General features: G+C 62.3%; 12 protein-coding genes. 5 read left to right on the forward strand and 7 right to left on the reverse strand.

The window, feature by feature from the left end; genetic code table 11:
* Nucleotides 1-190: 190 nt before the first annotated feature.
* Nucleotides 191-2338 carry a RelA/SpoT family protein gene (locus tag AC559A_RS05420; protein WP_498816656.1) on the forward strand — a complete coding sequence of 716 codons (2148 nt, stop codon included), beginning with the start codon at nucleotides 191-193 and terminating at the stop codon, nucleotides 2336-2338.
* Nucleotides 2339-2352: 14 nt separating this feature from the next.
* Here the strand turns inward: AC559A_RS05420 and AC559A_RS05425 are convergent, their stop codons facing one another.
* The 7 genes from AC559A_RS05425 to AC559A_RS05455 form a co-directional block, all read right to left on the reverse strand.
* A complete protein-coding gene (locus AC559A_RS05425; RefSeq protein WP_498816657.1) occupies nucleotides 2353-5928 on the reverse strand; it encodes an ATP-binding protein in 3576 nt (1191 codons plus the stop codon).
* Nucleotides 5918-7204, reverse strand: a complete 1287-nt coding sequence (locus AC559A_RS05430) for a metallophosphoesterase family protein (RefSeq protein WP_498816658.1) — start codon at nucleotides 7202-7204, stop codon at nucleotides 5918-5920. The genes AC559A_RS05425 and AC559A_RS05430 overlap by 11 nt, the downstream gene beginning before the upstream one ends.
* A gap of 54 nt (nucleotides 7205-7258) precedes the next feature.
* Nucleotides 7259-7870 (reverse strand): electron transport complex subunit RsxE, encoded by a 612-nt coding sequence (gene rsxE / locus AC559A_RS05435; protein ID WP_028570934.1) that lies wholly within the window; start codon nucleotides 7868-7870, stop codon nucleotides 7259-7261.
* A gap of 3 nt (nucleotides 7871-7873) precedes the next feature.
* Entirely contained in the window at nucleotides 7874-8560 is a 687-nt protein-coding gene (locus tag AC559A_RS05440) for an FMN-binding protein (RefSeq protein ID WP_498816659.1), read from the reverse strand.
* Entirely contained in the window at nucleotides 8557-9624 is a 1068-nt protein-coding gene (locus tag AC559A_RS05445; protein ID WP_498816660.1) for an RnfABCDGE type electron transport complex subunit D, read from the reverse strand. The genes AC559A_RS05440 and AC559A_RS05445 overlap by 4 nt, the downstream gene beginning before the upstream one ends.
* Before the next feature lie 98 nt (nucleotides 9625-9722).
* Nucleotides 9723-10412 carry a DUF554 domain-containing protein gene (locus tag AC559A_RS05450; RefSeq protein ID WP_028570936.1) on the reverse strand — a complete coding sequence of 230 codons (690 nt, stop codon included), beginning with the start codon at nucleotides 10410-10412 and terminating at the stop codon, nucleotides 9723-9725.
* An 81-nt stretch (nucleotides 10413-10493) separates the two neighbouring features.
* The gene (locus AC559A_RS05455) at nucleotides 10494-11078 is read right to left on the reverse strand and encodes a flavin reductase family protein (RefSeq protein WP_498816661.1); all 585 of its coding nucleotides are present in this window, start codon (nucleotides 11076-11078) and stop codon (nucleotides 10494-10496) included.
* Between the two features lie 241 nt (nucleotides 11079-11319).
* Here AC559A_RS05455 and AC559A_RS05460 point away from each other — a divergent pair, with 241 nt between their 5' ends.
* The 4 genes from AC559A_RS05460 to AC559A_RS05475 all read left to right on the forward strand — a co-directional run bounded on the left by AC559A_RS05460 (nucleotide 11320) and on the right by AC559A_RS05475 (nucleotide 17170).
* Nucleotides 11320-12210 carry a universal stress protein gene (locus AC559A_RS05460; protein ID WP_498816662.1) on the forward strand — a complete coding sequence of 297 codons (891 nt, stop codon included), beginning with the start codon at nucleotides 11320-11322 and terminating at the stop codon, nucleotides 12208-12210.
* A 43-nt stretch (nucleotides 12211-12253) separates the two neighbouring features.
* The gene (locus AC559A_RS05465) at nucleotides 12254-15019 is read left to right on the forward strand and encodes a cation-transporting P-type ATPase (RefSeq protein ID WP_498816664.1); all 2766 of its coding nucleotides are present in this window, start codon (nucleotides 12254-12256) and stop codon (nucleotides 15017-15019) included.
* 127 nt (nucleotides 15020-15146) lie between these two features.
* Nucleotides 15147-16289: an ABC transporter substrate-binding protein gene (locus AC559A_RS05470; protein WP_498816665.1), complete on the forward strand. Its 1143-nt coding sequence runs from the start codon at nucleotides 15147-15149 to the stop codon at nucleotides 16287-16289.
* Nucleotides 16289-17170, forward strand: a complete 882-nt coding sequence (locus tag AC559A_RS05475; protein ID WP_028570942.1) for a branched-chain amino acid ABC transporter permease — start codon at nucleotides 16289-16291, stop codon at nucleotides 17168-17170. The genes AC559A_RS05470 and AC559A_RS05475 overlap by 1 nt, the downstream gene beginning before the upstream one ends.
* The last annotated feature ends 2 nt before the right edge of the window (nucleotides 17171-17172 follow it).

The raw sequence follows: 17172 nt of genomic DNA on the forward strand, positions 1-17172 counted from the left end.
GGGTTGGTCCATTTAATCAAAATGAGGGAATGTCGCAAGGGCGGCGAGAGAATTCCCTCCCAATGTGCATGGAGATACAGCGTCGCGACGCTGAACGAGCAGGAGGCTGCTCGGCTATTTTAACGAATCATCCATTCGGAATGAGGCAGTAGAATATTCTGCTTCTTTTTTCCGGGGCAGGCAGTCCATAATGATCCGTATTCACGAAATTCTGGATAAAGTCTCCGGGTACATGTCCCCGGAAGACATGAACCTGATCCAAAAAGCCTATGTCTTTTCCGCCGCGGCCCATGCCGGGCAGACCCGGCTCTCCGGCGAGCCGTATCTTTTCCATCCCCTGGAAGTGGCCAATTCCCTGGCCGAAATGAAGCTGGACAAGGCGTCCATCGCCGCCGGCCTGCTCCACGACACCGTGGAGGACACCAAAGTCACCATCAAGGAGGTCGCCGCGGAGTTCGGCAACGACGTGGCCAAAATCGTCGCCGGGACCACCAAGATCAGCAAGATGAGCTTTCATTCCAAGGAGGAGGCCCAGGCCGAGAATATTCGCAAGATGATCCTGGCCATGGCCGACGACATCCGGGTGCTGATGGTCAAGCTGGCGGACCGTCTGCACAACATGCGCACCCTGGAGTTTCAGAAAAACATCAAGCAGCGCCTAATCGCCAAAGAGACGTTGGACATTTACGCCCCTCTGGCCAATCGACTCGGGCTGTATCGGGTCAAGGTCCAGTTGGAGGATTTGAGTCTGCGCTATCTGAAGCCGGACATATACCAACAAATAGCCAGCGGCGTCCAGCAGCATCAAAGCGTCGGTCAGGAGTACATCGGCAAGGTCATCTCCATGATCGACGAATTGCTTACGGCCAACAAGATTTCCGGGCGGGTCAGGGGGCGGATCAAGCACATCTACAGCATCTATCATAAAATGCTGCAACAGGGACTGAACCTGGACCAGGTTTACGACCTGATCGCGTTTCGGACCATCGTCGGCTCCATCAAGGACTGCTACGCCGTGCTGGGGCTGGTCCACTCCTTGTGGAAGCCCGTGCCCGGACGGTTCAAAGACTACATCTCCATGCCCAAGAAGAACATGTACCAGAGCCTGCACACCACGGTGTTCGGGCCGGATGGAGAGCGCATCGAGATCCAGATCCGCACCGAGGACATGAATCGGCTGGCCGAGTACGGGGTAGCGGCTCATTGGCAGTATAAGGAGGGGGGAAAAGGCAAGGACAAGGACGCGGATCGTTTTTCCTGGCTGCGTCAAATCCTGGACTGGCAGCAGGATCTGGAAAATCCGCGTGAGTTCATGGCCTCCTTGCGTATCGACCTGTTCCAGGACGAGGTCTACGTGTTCACGCCCCGGGGTGATGTCAAGGAGCTTCCGGAAGGCGCGACACCGGTGGATTTCGCCTATCTGGTGCATACCGAAGTCGGCAATCACTGTACCGGGGCCCGGGTCAACGGGCGGCTGGTCCCGCTCTCCACTCCGCTGCACAACGGCGATACCGTGGAGATCATTACCGATCCCGGACGCCATCCCAGCAAGGATTGGTTGAAATTCGTCAAGACCGCCAAGGCCAAGGCCCGGATCAAGCATTGGGTGCGCACCGAGGAGCGGGACCGGAGCATCGCCTTTGCCCGCGAGGTTCTGGAGAAGGAAGGCCGCAAGGTCGGCGTGAACATGGCCAAGGCCATGAAGGACGGTCGGTTCGACAAGGTCATGGAGGAACTGTCCTTCAAGACCCCGGAAGACCTGCTGACGGCGGTGGGCTATGCCCGGATCACGCCCAGACAGGTGCTCAACCGGATGCTGCCCGCGGAGCAGAAAACGACCGAAGCGCTGGAGGAACGTCCCGCCTCGCGGGCGGAATCCGCCAAGTCGACCAAGTCCAGGGGGATCAGCATCAAGGGCGTGGACGACATCCTGGTCCAGTTCGCCAAGTGCTGCAACCCGTTGCCCGGCGATCCCATCGTGGGTTTCATCAGTCGGGGACGGGGCGCCATCGTACATACGATGGACTGTCCCAACGTGGGGCTCCTGGAGCCGGAGCGGATGCTGGACGTGTATTGGGAAGGGGACCAGAGCAAACCCTTCCCGGCCAAGATCCGGATCATCTGCAAGAACGTCCCCGGCGTCCTGGGCGAGATCAGCACCCTTATGGCCGGAGAGGGCGTGAACATTGATTCCGGCTCCTTCCATTCCAGGCCGGACGGCAAGACGGAGATGCTGTTCCAGGTCGAAGTGCGCGACTCTGCCCAGCTTTACGGCGTCATCGAGACGATCAGCAAGCTGGATTCCGTGGTCGAGGTGGTTCGCCTCACGGAAAAATGAGCCCGCTCATACGCTCATCCTTCCAGCTGATGGACGGCCACCCGCCCTTGGGGCAGGCTTTGTTTGGCGATGTCCACCAAATGTCCGTGATGCGTGAAGAAGATCACCTGGGTGGACGCGGCGATGTCGTGGAGGAGGTTGAGGGTGGCGGCGCAGCGGTGGTCGTCGAAGTTGACCAGGATGTCGTCGGCGATCAGGGGCAGGGGCGGATTGGTTTGCAGGTAACGGGTCAGGGCGCCCAGCCGCAGGGCCAGAAAGAGCTGGTCCCGCGTGCCTTCGCTGAGTTGGATCATCTCCAATAACTGCGCATCGTCCGCCGCGGAGCCGCGGGCGGCCTTGACCACCGGCTCCCCCTTTTCGTCGTAGTCGGCCAGGAGGCCGCTGAAGGATCCCAGGGTCATGTCCCGGAAAAAGCGGGCCGCGGCTTCCAGCACCGGCCCCTGGTTGGCCTCCCGATAGCGCTCGATTTCCGTGGACAGCACCCGTGAGGCCAGACGCAGTCGGACGTACTCCTGAACGTCGCCTTGGAGCCGGGCCTTTACGTAACACATCTGCTGATGCACGTCCGCGGCCTGAGAGGAGCCGTCCAGTCCGCGCAACTCGGCGTTGACCCGGCCGATCTCGGCCATGCACGCATCTCGCCGGGCGCCCAACTCCTCTTTGCGGGTTCGGATGCCTTCCAGTTCCGCGCTCAGTTCGTCGAATCGGTGCTCCCGGGCCGCTGCGATGAATTCGTCCAGGGAATCGCCTCCGGCCAATTCCGACAACCGCTCCTCGATTTTTCGCTCCTCGTCGATCATCCGGGCCTTGGTTCGAGAGGCGCTTTCCCGGGCTTGCAGGTCCTGGGGCGAAGCGATGCCGGCCTCGGCGCAGAGCGCGTCGAGTTCACGTTCGCTCTCCTGGATGGTCCTGGCGGCGTCGTGCAGCTCCTGCTCCAGGCGACGTTCCTCGTCCCGCAGGGCCTTTTGACGGTGGGCCTGATCCAGCTCTTGTTCCAGCCGTGCATGCAGCTGACCGATGATTTCCAGGGCTGACGGTTGATCGTCGTCGGGCGAAGCCGTGGCGAAACTCTCGTCGCCGACGCGTTCCGACAAGGGCGAGAGGGGCGCGACATGACGCAGAGCCAGGACCTGTCCCGCGAACAGGCGGTGGTCGTCGCGGATGTTTTGGATGCGTTGGCGGATGTCCGCGAGTCGGATTTGGGCCTGGGCGATTTCTTCCAGGGTCAGGGTCAGGGCCGTTGCCGCTTCCGGGTCGATCCCCTCCGGCAGGCCGGCGGCGCGAATTGTCTTCGTCCATTGCGCGGTCCACGCCTCCATGGCCAGGACCGCCTTTTCCCGAAGGCGGGCCGCCGTATCCAGGGAGCGATTCAGCTCCTGGAGGCGATCCTCCATCTCAGCGCGTTCCGTAATCTGTTTTTGCAGGTTTTTCAGCGTGTTTCGGGCTCTGGCCAGGACGGCGGCATAGTCCGTTTCGGCCGAAGTCGGATGGCCGAGGTGCTGGAGAGCGTGGACCAGTCCAGCGGTCACGGAGTTCATTTCCGCTTCCATGGCCGCATGGGCGGCCCGGCGTTCCCCAAGTTCCTCAAGCTGTCGGCGCAAACCGAGGACCTTGATCGACCAGGCCTGCATCTCCCGGGGGGAGAGAGGGGCGATGTTCAGAGGGCGCCACAGCTCGACCCACTGTTCCTGAAGATGCGCCCAGTCTTTTTGGAAATCTTCCAGCCGTTCAGCATTGACGCGCAGTTCCTCGTCCAAGCGGGCGGTTTCTCGGCGGAGTCCCATGGCCTGAGCCACGCCGGAGGCGTTGGCGTACAGTTTGTCCGCCAGGTCGTCGGCCATGTCCATGGCGGTTTCAAAACCTTGGGCCAGCGAGGCCGCCGAAGGAACCTGGTCGATGAACGCGGCTTCCCGATCCGGGTCAACGTCGCCCTGAAGCCAGGCGTTTTGGATCAGTTCCCAGCCAAAATCACGCGTTGTCCTGGCCTGGGTCAGGGCCGCGGGGGCCGGCAGCTCTCCGTGCAGCTCCAGACGCTCCAGCGCGGAGGTCTTTTCCCGGCGGGCCTTTTCCAGGCGGGAGCGGTCCTGTTGAAAAGTTTCGATCCGTTCACGCAGGGACTGGAACTGGTCCGCGAAGCGTTCCAAGGTTTCCGGCATGGGCAGGGTCAAATGTTCCAGATCGGTCAAAGGGCCTTGCCACGGTCCCAGGGACTTCGCTTCCTGGTCCACGCGGCGGGCCAGCTTTTCGACCTCGGACCAGGCTTCGCGCAGACGTTTGGTCGGGTTGCCCACTTCCGCGGCCCGATCCTGGGCCGCTTCCAGGGCCAAAAGGTCGGGTCGGGGCGGCAGGTTTTCCAGCCGCTGCCGCAGATCGGCCGCCGCGGCCTGGGCGTCCTGCTCACCCCGGGCCGTGGAGGCCATGTCCGCCCGCAGGGCCCCGTGTTCCCGGCTCAGAGCATCCATCCGAACCTTCAGTTGTCTGGAAATCGGGGCCGTCTGCTCCCCAGTCGTTGCCTCCGGCCCCAGGGAGTGAATTTTTTCCTGGGTCTGGGCGTGCAGGACGGCTTGGTCGGCTTCCAGTTGACGGGCCTCTTTCAAGGCTTTGCGCAGGGCCGTGGTTTCGCCGTACAGTCGCCGTACGTCCTCGGCCGCGCCCAGCAGTTCCCGGTTGACGTTCCGTTCTCCCAATTCTCGTCGCGCTTGCTGGAGACGAAAGTCCAGGGCGTCTCGGTCATGGCGGGCCTTGGTCAGGGTTTGCTGGACCCGGGTTCGGCGCTCGGTGAAGTCCTCGGCCAGTAAAGGCACGTCCGCGATCTCTCCCAGACGGCGGATCAGGGCTTCACGGGGATCAATATGGCGCAGGGCCTCCCGGTACCGTTCCAGGCGAGCCTTGGTCGTGTCCAGGCCAAAGAGTTCGGCTTGCAGTTCCCGTTGCTCGGCCTGGAGCTTTTTGAACTCGCTCTGGAGTTTTTTCCACTGCGACGGACGAACGGAGAGTTCCCGGAGGCGTTTGGTCAAAGCGGACAGTTCCCCGACCTGCTGGTGAATGGCGGAGGTCGGGGCGCGGGGCCGAAACAGCTTGTCCCGGCGGGCCTCCAATTCGGCCAGGATTCCTCGCAGGTCGGCGATTCCCGAGGCCGCGGCGAACAGGGCCTGGCCCAGGTTGCCCTCGGCCCGCAGCAGACCTTCGGCGCCGAGGCGCAGTTTATCCTGATCCAGCCCGAACATCCGGCCGAACATGTCCTGGGAGACCCCGCCCAGCAGCCGGGTCAGCCGGGCCTGGTCCACCGCCTGCCCCGCGGCGTCCAGCAGGTCGTTCTTGCGGCGCTTGAAGCGTGTCAGGTCCAGAATTTCGCCGTTGTCCAGCCGCAGGGTCGCGCCCACGCACAGGTTTTTGTTCGGATGCAGATGCGCGTCCGGACTCTGATGCGGAAAACCGAACAGCAGGCAGGTGATGGCCCGCAGGATGGTGCTCTTGCCCGCCTCGTTGGGACCATGGACCAGGTGCAGTCGGTGCTCCGGCCCGTCGAAGCGCAGTTCCTTGTCCGTGAACCCGCCAAAAGCCTTCAGTTTTAAGGTTTCAATGCGCATGAGGAATATCCGCTCGAGATGGGGAGGCGGAAATCGTCGTGAGCATGGGCAGGAGCAGATCCCGGGCATCCCGGATCAGGGTCGCGCGGACCCGAGGGTCGTCCATATCCGGCGGCTCCACGCCCGTGGTGACGAGTTTGGCCGTCAGATCGCGCAGATCGGCTTTGAAGTCGTCCAGCCCGGCGGGGTCCTCTTCCAGGTCTTTCAAGGCTTGAAGCAGGGCGGCTTGAGGGGTGTCGCCCTCGGCGATGTCCTCGATGTTCACGTCCGGAGTCGTGTCCAGAATCACCTTTTCAACCCAGACTCCGCGGCGGGAGACGTCGGTGGCGGTCAGTCGGATCTGGGCGACGAGCCGGTCCGGGTCGCGCACGGCCTGGGCGTGCAGCGGGGTTTGGCCGTAAAGGCGCAACCGGATGGCGGTCAGGCGGTCGTCCGGTCGGGCCGTGAGCGCGTCGCGCAGCCCGCTGGTCACGGCCAGGCGGAGGTCGTCCAGGTCGCGGGCCCCGGTCAGGTCCAGGTCCAGAAGCATCCAGCGCAGCACATCCAGGATCACTCGTTCGGTCCGGACCGAGCCGTCCGGATGGACGTCCACCCGGACGCAGCCTTTGGCCCCGGCTTCCCGAATGTGCCGACCCTGGATGCAGCCGCTGTAGACCACGTGCGGATCGCGGTGGACGATTTCGTGGTCGTGGACGTGGCCCAGAGCCCAATACTGGTAGCCTTTGGCCGTCAGGTCGTTCAGGGAGCAGGGGGCGTACCTGGCGTGACCGGCTCGTCCGGTCATGGCCGTGTGCAAGAGTCCGATATTGAACAGGTCGGGCAAGGGGGCGGGGTAGGTCGCGGCCAGGTTGTCCAGGATTTCCCGCCCGGCGTAGGAGCGGCCGTGCACGGCCACGGGGAGATACGGAGAACGCCAGGTGTCGGCTTTGGTCGAGGACAGAACGTGGACGTTTTCGGGCAGGCGCAAGGAAGCCGTCATGGGGTTGTCCGCGTCGTGGTTGCCCCGGATCATGACCACTTGAATGCCGTGCCCGCCCAGCCGGGACATCTGCTCGGCGAAATGGAGCAGGGTCTGGTAGTCCGGGCAATCGGCGTCGTACACGTCTCCGGCCAGGACGACCAAAGGAACGGCGTTGTCCACGGCGTAGTCCACCAGGTTGGCCAGGGCCTGACGGGTCGCTCCCCGGATTTCGTCCACGGGCGCGCCTTCATATCTGGACAATCCGTGCAACGGGCTGTCCAGATGGATGTCGGCGACGTGGAGGAAGGAAAACATGCGGCAGGGATATGGGTGAAGCTGCGAGTAAAGCGTCTCCGGAGCGGTAAAAACTCACCCCTTGACGCCGGGATCCGTCTTGGCTCTGGCCCACCAGGTCAGCAGGCCCAGGGTGAAGAAGGCTCCGGGGGGCATGATCATGATGGTCCAGGAGTGCCACCAGAGATCCCTGGCCGGGAGGGGAAAGCCGAGGATGGTTCCGAAGCCGAAGGGCTCGCGGATCAGGGCGATGGCGATGAGTACGAAGGAGTAGCCCAGGCCGGTGGCCAGGCCGTCCAGGAGCGAGGGCCAGGGGCGGTTCTGGCTGGCAAAGGCCTCGGCCCGGCCCATGATGATGCAGTTGGTGATGATCAGACCCACGTAGGGGCCGATGAAGCGGTGAATGTCCGGGGCCCCGGCCCGGATCATGATGTCCACCATCATCACGAAGCTGGCGATGATCAGCACCTGGACCATCATCCGGATGCGCTTGGGAATGTAGTTGCGCAGGATGGAGACGGTCAGGTTGGACATGGCGGTGGTGAAGATCACCCCGGCGCACATCAGCAGGGTGTTGGTCAGCAGGTTGGTCACGGCCAGGGCCGAGCAGATGCCCAGGACCTGGCGATAGACCGGATTTTCGGACCAGATGCCTTTCTCGAAAATGGTTTTGGATGTCTCGGCCATGGCTTAGCCCTCGGGGTCGGCGGCGTGGGAAGCGTCCTGGTAGGCCTGCCGAAACCGGTGCAGGTCGTTGTTCAGCATGTCCATCAGCGCCTGGGAAGTCCCCGTGGCGCCGGTGATGGCGTCAACACGGTTGGGAGCGTCGGGATCCAGGGCCTGGCCGATGATCACCCGACGGTCCCGGGGGCGGTCCCAGGCAATGCTCAGGCCCTGAAATTGTTCGAGAAACCAGTCCTCCTCAATCCGTCCTCCCAGTCCAGGCGTTTCCGCGTGCTGGAGAAAACGGATGTTGCGCACGGTGGTCAGGTCCGGGCTGAGCACGATAATGCCGCGAATCAGGTCCCAGACGCCCTGGCCCTGGAAGATGAAGCCCACGTCCGCGTCGTGGTCGCCCGCTTGGTCGCCCGCTTGGTCTCCGGTGTCCGTGATCCGTTCGAAAACCGTCCAGGTGCGTTGATCCGCGGGCAGGGTCTTTTCCCGGATATGTTCCTGTACAGCGGCGGCATAGGCTTCCGCGTCCCGTCCCTCGACGTTCAGGTCAAAGGCCTGGGCGATGGTCCGGTTGCGGTGGAGCTGTTCATTGCGGGCCAGCATGTCCTTGGTGCCGTGATGGACCAGGGATACTCCGGCACCGAAAAAGACGCTGATGGCCAACATGAAACCAAGCACATAGGGGAGGGAGTCCTTTTTCATGCCTTTCCCCCTCCTGACGCGACTTTCGGCTTGGGAGCGGGCGTCGTGAAGCGCTTGATCCACAGGTCCAGGGAAGGAGCGATCATGTTCCCCAGAAGGATGGAAAAGGCCACGGCCCCGTAAAATATGCCGTAGGAGCGGAAAAAGACGATCATCATCCCGATGAACAGGCCGTAGATCCACTGCGACTTGGGCAGCTTCGGGGCGCTGACCGGCTCGGTGACCATGAAGACGGCGGCAAAGAGCAGGGCCCCGGAGAACAGTGTGAAATGCAGGGGCGGGACAGTTTCCACGCCGAGCCCGTAGCGGAGGAAAAGGCACAACGCGCTCGCGCCAAGGATCGGCGGGATCATCAACCGCCACTGGGCCGTCTTGGTGTACAGCAGGTAGGCCGCGCCGAGCAAAATGGCCGCAGCGCTGACCTCGCCCATGGAGCCGGCCCCCAGGAGCAGGGTCTGCTCCCCGGCCTCGAAGAATCCGCCGATGGCGCCGGTGAACAGATCCAGGAAACCGACCTCGTAATCAAAACTCTTGCTTGCGACCATGGGCGTGGCCGAGGTCATGGCGTCCACGACATCTTGTCCGCTTTGGCGCAGATATTCCGGCAATTCGCCCGCCGCGGTCATGCTCCAGTGGACGAACCCGCCGGGAAAGTCCCGGAACACGGGAACGAACTGGTTGGTCATCTGCAGGGGAAAGCTCAGCCAGACAAAGGCCCGGCCGACAATGGCCGGATTGAAGACGTTCTTGCCGAACCCGCCGAACAACTCCTTGCCGAACAGGATGCCCACGACAATGCCCACGGCCGTGATCCAGAAGGGAATGCTCGGGGGCAGGGACAAGGCGTACAGCGCCCCGGTGACGAAACAGGCCTGGGTGACCTTGCCGCCCCGGCGCGAAGCCATGAACCATTCGGTGAGAAAGGCGAAAAGCATGGAAACGGCCAACACGGCCAACACGCGCAGACCGAAAAAATAGGTCGCGGTCACGATCACGGGCAAGAGCGCGTAGAGCACTTTGACCATGATTTTTTGTTTCTGGATATCAGGGAGTTTGATGGGCATTGGAGTAGCGGTTGGGGATCAGGGAAGGCGTCCGGGTTGGAAGGAATATCCGGAATGGCGCATCATCACATGTTGCTTCCCTTTGAGGGGTTTGCCTATCAAATCCACCCGGAAAAGAAAACCGTGAACAGCACGGCGAAGACCAGGGAGGGGAGCATGTTGGTGACGTTGATGGTCTTCAGTTCCAGCAGGTTGATGCCGATGCCCATGATCAGCAGGCCGCCGGTGGAGGTGAGCTGGGCGATGATCGGCTCGGTGAACAGGCCTTGGGCCTGCCCGGCCAGAAGGGTGATGGAGCCCTGGTAGAGTAGGATGGACAGAAAGGAGAACAGGACGCCGATGCCGTAGGTGGAGGCCAGGGGGATGCAGATGAAGCCGTCCAGGATGGATTTGGTCAGCAGGATGGTCCGGTCGCCGCGGATGCCTTCGTCGATGGAGCCGAGAATGGCCATGGACCCGATGCAGAAGAGCAGGGAGGCGGTGACGAAGCCGTCCGTGAACCGGGCGTCCTTGGAGCCGAGGCGGCGTTTCAGGGCGTTGCCCGCCGCGGTCAGGCGGTCGTCCAGGCGGATGAGCTGGCCGCAGAGCGCGCCGCAGAGCATGGAAAAGACCAGGATCAGGATATTGGTGAAGCTCAAAGCCATGTGCAGGCCGATGACCAGCACGCAGAGCCCGATGGAATGATAGACCAGGGTCCGATAGCGGTCCGAAAATCGGCCGCCGAGCATCAGGCCGAGCAGGCTGCCGAGGATGATGGCCCCGGCATTGATCAGGGTTCCGATGGGCATGGCCGCGTTGTCTACCGCGAAGGGCCGCGGAAAACAATCGGGAACTCTCCCGGATCACGCGAGGGTCGCTCCGGGTGAAAGCTATTTGTCGTCGGGTTGTTCAACGTTCTGGCCGATGGAGAATGCCGGTCCGAGATACTCGCCGAGCCCATGATAGGTGCGGATTACCGGGCCGAAGGCCACGGGGCGGAGCTTGTCCAGGTCCGGCAGACCGTCCGGGCCGAGGATCGCTTCGTCGGCCTTGATGTCCAGAATTTCGCCGATGAACATGGTGTGCAGCCCCAGTTCCACGGTCTGGAGCAGCCGACACTCGGCCGCCAGGGCGAATTCTTGGATGTACGGCGCGTCCACCAGGGTGCTTTTGACCGGGGTCAGGCCGGTGGCGGCGAACTTGTCCGCGGTTTTGCCCGAAGCGATGCCGCAGTAGTCGGCGAGCATGACGTCCTGTTCCGTGGAGACGTTAACAGTGAAGGCCTTGCGGGCGGTGATGCAACCGTAGGTATAGGTGGCCTTGCGCAACGAGATGGTCAGGCACGGCGGCTTGGAGCAGCAGACGCCCCCCCAGGCGATGGTCATGATGTTTGGTTTGTCCTGCTGATCATAGGACCCGACAACCCATACCGGGGTCGGGAAAACAAGGGGCTTTGCTCCGAGTGACTGCTTCATGGGGACCTCCAGGAAACGAATGTTGGCGAACGTTTCAGATAGCATGCTTACGTGCGTGATCGCACTTGATTAACGCATTCCGGCTGATCTGGAAAGGGCGCGAGGATTGACCCTTTGTGCGTATTTGTGGGAACATCCCGCTTTTGCTTCACTGGAGGATATTGGTGGAAAGGGTGGATGGCTCGATTCCTTCATCCTGCGCAGAGAAGCGCTTGAACGCTCTCATCACAAGGGTTGGATCATGGAAAAACACCTGCTTCTGGCTGTCGGCGATGATCAGAGTTCCTTGCAGGCCGTTCGGTTCGTGAATCATTTCTTTGGCCAAAAGCACGCCGTTCGATTGACCTTGTTGTATGTGGCACCTCAGCCGCCGGCGGTGTATCTGGACGACCGCGACGTCTATCACCGGAAACGATGGACCGAAGACTGGAAGCGGGGACACGAGCATCGCGCCGAGGAATTGCTTGCTCAGGGAAAGACCGCGCTGGTGGATTCCGGTTTTTCCGCCGACCGTGTCTCGACGAATTTTTTTTTCAGCCAGTACGGTTCGGCCAAGGACTTGATCCAGGAATCCGCCAAAGGTCATTTTGACGCCTTGGTCCTTGGACGTCGCGGGCTTTCCCGTTTCGAGGAGCTGTTCGTGGACAGCGTCACTAAGCGGATCATGAACGAGGAATTATCCTTTCCGATCTGGGTCTGCCAGCGCCCGGAACGGAGGCGGAAAAACGTGCTCGTAGCGGTGGACGGCTCCGAGCCCTGCGTCCAGATCGCCGACCATGTCGGCTTCATCGTGGCCGATCAACCCGAGCAGAACGTCGTTCTCGCGCACATCCCCAACAGCCAGATTCCGGAGTCCGAATACCAGGGCTTTTTTGAGCACGCCCTTGCTTCCCTCTTGGAGAACGGTGTTTCCAGGGAAAGAATTCAGACCAAGGTGCTGAGTGGGGCAAGCCCTGCTTTTGCCTTGCAGCAGGAAGCCGATACAGGACGATATGCGGTTGTCGCCGTGGGCCGCACGGGGGCTTCGGGGCCGGGTTATTTTTCCATGGGTTCGGTCAGCAGGACCCTTTTGGCCAAGCTTGAAGGGGCCGCTTTGTGGGTCAGTCCCTCGTTGTGTCGCCTCAAAAGCTGAATAGGTGATTCCGATAATTTTTAAGGGTCTTGAGAAATACTTCATGGCATCAGAAAAAGGCACGGTTAAGCAATCCTGGCACTCCTTGGATGTTTCGGAAGTGCTCCGGCGGCTGGAAAGCGACGAAAAAGGACTGAAAGGCTCTGAAGCAACCCAGCGGCTGGAGCGGTACGGGCCGAACGAACTGCCCATGGTCAAGGGGCGCGGCGCGCTGATGCGGTTTCTGGCCCAGTTCAACAACGTGCTGATCTATCTCCTGCTCGCCGCCGCGGTGATCACCGGTCTGCTCGGCGAGTGGCTGGATATGGGCGTGATCCTCGGCGTCGTCCTGATCAACGCCCTGATCGGGTTCGTTCAGGAGGGCAAGGCGGAAAAATCCCTGGACAGCATCCGCAACATGCTCGCCCCGTCGGCCGTGGTCTTGCGAGACGGCAAGAAGCAGGACATTCCGGCCACGAACTTGGTCCCTGGAGACGTGATCCTGCTCAGAGCCGGGGACAAGCTGCCGGCCGACGTCCGGCTTTTCAACGTCCGGGATCTGCAGATCGAAGAAGCGGCTTTGACCGGGGAATCTGTTCCAGTGGACAAGATCGCGGACCCGGTGGAGCAGGACAGCTCTCTGGGGGACCGTTCCGGGATGGGCTTCTCCGGAACCATGGTCACCTACGGTCAGGGACGAGGCGTGGTGGTCGGCACGGGCAAGGATACGGAGATCGGACGGATCAGCGAAATGCTCTCGGGCGTCCAGTCCTTGACCACTCCGCTGATCAAGCAATTGGCCCGCTTCGGTAACCTGCTCAGCGTGGCCATTATCGGCATGGCCGCGGTGACCTTCGCATTCGGCTACCTGTTTCAAGGGTTTGCTCCGGGCGAGATGTTCATGGCCGCCGTGGGTCTGGCCGTGGCGGCTATTCCCGAGGGGCTGCCGGCCATCGTGACCATCACCCTGGCCATCGGGGTGCAGCGCATGGCCCGGCGCAACGCCATCATCCGCAGCTTGCCCGCGGTGGAGACCTTGGGCTCGGTGACCGTGATCTGTACGGACAAGACCGGTACCCTGACCCGCAACGAAATGACCGTGCAGACCGTGCGCACAGCGGATCGCACCCTGACGGTTTCCGGTGTGGGGTATGCGCCGAAAGGTCATTTTCAGCAGGACGACGCCGAGATCGATCCGCACAAGGACGATCAGGACGTGTTGGCACTGCTGCGCTACGGGTTGCTCTGCAACGAGGCCGAGGTGGCGGAGGTCGAAGGGCAGTGGAAGGCCCAGGGCGCACCCACCGAAGCGGCTCTGGTAACCGCGGCGATGAAGGCCGGGCTTATCCAGAAGGAGGAAAACGACCGCTCCCCTCGCGTGGACGTGATCCCGTTCAGCTCGGAGCATAAGTTCATGGCCACCCTGCACCGTGATCCGGAGGGCGGGGGGCTGATCATTCTCAAGGGGGCTCCGGAAAAAGTCCTGGAAGTGTGCGACACCCAATGGACCGGGAGAGATCAGGCCAAGCTGGACCCCGAGTTTTGGGCGCAGGAAGAGGAACGGATCGCGTCCCGGGGGCAGCGTCTGCTGGCCCTGGCGGTGCGTCGGGTGGACGACGGCAAGGACCGATTGACCATGGACGACGTCCAGGACGGGTTCACCATGCTGGGGGTCTTCGGCATCATCGACCCACCGCGGGATGAGGCAGTGGAAGCCGCGGGCAAGCTGATCGGCGACTGTGAAACCAGGGTGAACTGCTACAGCGCAGGGATCAACGTAAAGATGATCACCGGCGACCACGTGGTCACTGCCAAGGCCATCGGTCTCAAGCTGGGCATCGGGGACGGCGAGACGGCCCTGACCGGCAAGGACCTCGACGCCATGAGCGGCGACGAGCTGCGTCAAAGGGTTACGGACGTGGACGTGTTCGCCCGGGTCACTCCGGAGCACAAGCTGCGCATCGTTACGGCGCTGCAGGCCAGAAACAAGATCGTGTCCATGACCGGCGACGGGGTCAACGACGCTCCGGCCCTGAAACGGGCGGACGTGGGCGTGGCCATGGGCCGGAGCGGCACGGAGGCGGCCAAAGAAGCTTCGGACATGGTCCTGGCGGACGACAATTTCGCCTCCATCGCCAATGCCGTGGAAGAGGGCCGTACGGTCTACGACAATATCAAGAAGGCGATTCTGTTCATCCTGCCCACCAACGGCGGCCAAGCCCTGGTGGTCATTGCCGCGATTTTTCTGGGCCTGGGCATGGCCGACACGGTGAACGGGTTCAGTCTGCCCATTTCGCCGCCCCAGATCCTCTGGATCAACATGGTCACCGCCGTTTCCCTGGCCCTGGCCCTGGCCTTCGAACCGGCGGAACGCAACGTGATGCGCCGACCGCCGCGCCAGCCGGATGAACCCCTGGTCTCCAGGTTCTTGCTGTGGCGGATCTCCTTCGTGTCCGTACTGTTGACCATCGGCGCCCTGGGCCACTATCTGTACATGCTGGACAGCGGCTCCTCCCAGGCACTCGCCGCCACCGCGGCCATCAACACCCTGGTTTTCGGGCAGATCTGCTACCTCTTCAACAGTCGGTTCATCCATGAAAGTTCCCTGAACTGGACTGCGTTTTTGGGCAGTTCCGCGGTGTTGTGGTCCATCCTGGTGCTGGTGATGTTGCAACTTGCCTTTACCTACGCCCCTCCGATGCAGTTTCTCTTCCGTACCGAGGGACTGGGTTTCGGGACATGGCTGCGAATTTTCGTATTCGGCAGCATTCTTTTTTTGCTGGTCGAGGGGGAGAAGTTCCTGTGGCGACGCTCCGGGGCCGTCCATTGACCGCATCAATTGGAACAGTCGTCCGGCTTTTTGAAGACATTTTTTGTTTCAAGGCGGAAGCTGCGCGTGTACGGCCCACAGGCACGTCTTTCTTCCGCTCGCCATATCAACCCAAGGAGTACGCATTATGACTCGCTACCTGCTTACGTTGGCAACGGCTGTCGTTCTCGGCGCGGCCTCTCCCGCCTGGGCCGCCGATCCCATCAAGATCGGCGCGATCCTTTCCGCCACCGGCCCCGCTTCCTTTCTCGGCGAACCGGAGCGCAACACCCTGCACATGCTTCAGGATCAAATCAACGAGCAGGGAGGGCTGCTGGGTCGGCCCCTGGAAGTGATCATCTATGACGATGAAACCGAGGTGAACAAGGCCGTGTCCGCGGCCAACAGACTGCTCAGCCGGGACCGGGTCGTGGCGGCCATCGGCGCGACCACCTCCGGCAACACCCTGGCCGTCATGCCCCGATTCTCCTCGGCCCGGATTCCGCTGGTCTCCATGGCCGCGGCGGAGCGGATCGTCAAACCCATCAACCCCTGGGTCTTCAAAACACCCCAGTCCGACCGCCATGCCGTGATCAAGATTCTTGAGCACGCCAAGCTCGAAGAGTTCGGCAATATCGCCATCCTCACGGTCTCGGACGGCTTTGGTCAGGCCGGGCGGGAGGTCTTGCAGGAACTGCTGCCCGCGTACGGAATGAATCTGGTGGCCGATGAGATTTACGGCCCTCGGGATACGGACATGACCCCGCAGCTGACCAAGGTTCGCGGCCTGAATCCGGACGCGATCATTGTCTGGGGCACGAATCCCGGTCCGGCGGTCATCGCCCGCAATCGCGTCCAACTGGGCATGCAGACGCCCATGTACATGAGCCACGGCGTGGCTTCCAAGCGGTTCATCGAGCTGGCCGGAGAGGCGGCGGAAGGGTTGATCCTGCCCGCGGGACGGCTGGCCGTGGCGGATCAACTGCCCGAGGACCATCCCCAGAAGGCCTTGCTCCTGGAGTACATCCAGGCCTATGAGGCCCGGTTCAACGCCGAGGTTTCCACCTTCGGCGGCTACGCCTACGACGCGTTGATGCTCATCGTCGAGGCCGTCAACCGAGCCGGGGAGGCCACACCGCAGGCCATTCGGGACAATCTGGAACAGGTCAGCGGGTTCGTCGGCACCGGCGGCATTTTTGAAATGTCCCCCGAAGATCATAACGGTCTGGACGAACGGGCCTTCGTGATGGTCCGGATCACGAACGGAGACTGGGAGCTGCTGGTCGAATAATGGATCTGGGAACGTTTCTTCAATTCTTGGCGGCGGGCCTGACCGTGGGCAGCACCTACGGTCTGGCCGCCCTGGGATTCACGATTATCTTCAACACCACGGGCATCATCAATTTCGCCCAGGGCGAGTTCGTGATGCTGGGCGGTCTGTTGGCCGTGGTCTTCATGCACTGGCTGGACCCCGGCCTACCCGCGGCGGTGGTTTTGGCCGTGCTGGCCACTACCCTGGTCGGGCTGGTCATGGAGCGCCTGACCATCCGGCCGGTCCAGCACACCTCGGTGATCAACCTGATCATCGTGACCATCGGCGTGTCCATCACCATCCGCGGGCTGATGATGCTGCTCTGGGGCAAGGACACCTACGTGCTCCCGGCCTTTTCCGGCACCACGCCCATTCCACTCCTGGGCGCGACCATCGCGCCGCAGAGCCTGTGGATCCTGGGCATCACCCTGCTGGTTCTGGCCGCAATGCGCTACTTTTTCAGTCAAACCATTTTCGGCCGGGCCATGCTGGCCTGCTCCTTCGAGCCCAAGGCGGCCCGGCTGATGGGCATCAGCGTGGAGCGGATGGTCATGGCCTCGTTCATGCTTTCGGCCTTCGTGGGCGCGGTGGGCGGGGTCATCCTCACCCCCCTGACCATGACCTCCTACGACGTGGGCGTGCTCCTGGGGCTGAAGGGCTTTGCCGCCTGCATCCTGGGCGGCCTGGGCAACCCCTTCGGCGCCGCGGCGGGCGGACTGCTCCTGGGCGTGCTGGAAGCCTTCGGCGCGGGCCTGATCTCCTCGGCCTACAAGGACGCCATCGCCTTCGTGGTCATCCTGGCCATCCTGCTCTGGCGGCCTTCCGGGTTGTTCGGGGCCCCGGACACGGAGCGGGTGTAGGG

This window comes from Desulfonatronum zhilinae, from assembly GCF_900182865.1.
Lineage (GTDB): Bacteria > Desulfobacterota > Desulfovibrionia > Desulfovibrionales > Desulfonatronaceae > Desulfonatronum > Desulfonatronum lacustre.

Coding starts and splice junctions, on each gene's coding strand:
- AC559A_RS05420 (WP_498816656.1), top strand. CDS start 191: ATGATCCGTATTCACGAAATTCTGGATAAAGTCTCCGGGTACATGTCC.
- AC559A_RS05425 (WP_498816657.1), bottom strand. CDS start 5,928: ATGCGCATTGAAACCTTAAAACTGAAGGCTTTTGGCGGGTTCACGGAC.
- AC559A_RS05430 (WP_498816658.1), bottom strand. CDS start 7,204: ATGTTTTCCTTCCTCCACGTCGCCGACATCCATCTGGACAGCCCGTTG.
- rsxE (WP_028570934.1), bottom strand. CDS start 7,870: ATGGCCGAGACATCCAAAACCATTTTCGAGAAAGGCATCTGGTCCGAA.
- AC559A_RS05440 (WP_498816659.1), bottom strand. CDS start 8,560: ATGAAAAAGGACTCCCTCCCCTATGTGCTTGGTTTCATGTTGGCCATC.
- AC559A_RS05445 (WP_498816660.1), bottom strand. CDS start 9,624: ATGCCCATCAAACTCCCTGATATCCAGAAACAAAAAATCATGGTCAAA.
- AC559A_RS05450 (WP_028570936.1), bottom strand. CDS start 10,412: ATGCCCATCGGAACCCTGATCAATGCCGGGGCCATCATCCTCGGCAGC.
- AC559A_RS05455 (WP_498816661.1), bottom strand. CDS start 11,078: ATGAAGCAGTCACTCGGAGCAAAGCCCCTTGTTTTCCCGACCCCGGTA.
- AC559A_RS05460 (WP_498816662.1), top strand. CDS start 11,320: ATGGAAAAACACCTGCTTCTGGCTGTCGGCGATGATCAGAGTTCCTTG.
- AC559A_RS05465 (WP_498816664.1), top strand. CDS start 12,254: ATGGCATCAGAAAAAGGCACGGTTAAGCAATCCTGGCACTCCTTGGAT.
- AC559A_RS05470 (WP_498816665.1), top strand. CDS start 15,147: ATGACTCGCTACCTGCTTACGTTGGCAACGGCTGTCGTTCTCGGCGCG.
- AC559A_RS05475 (WP_028570942.1), top strand. CDS start 16,289: ATGGATCTGGGAACGTTTCTTCAATTCTTGGCGGCGGGCCTGACCGTG.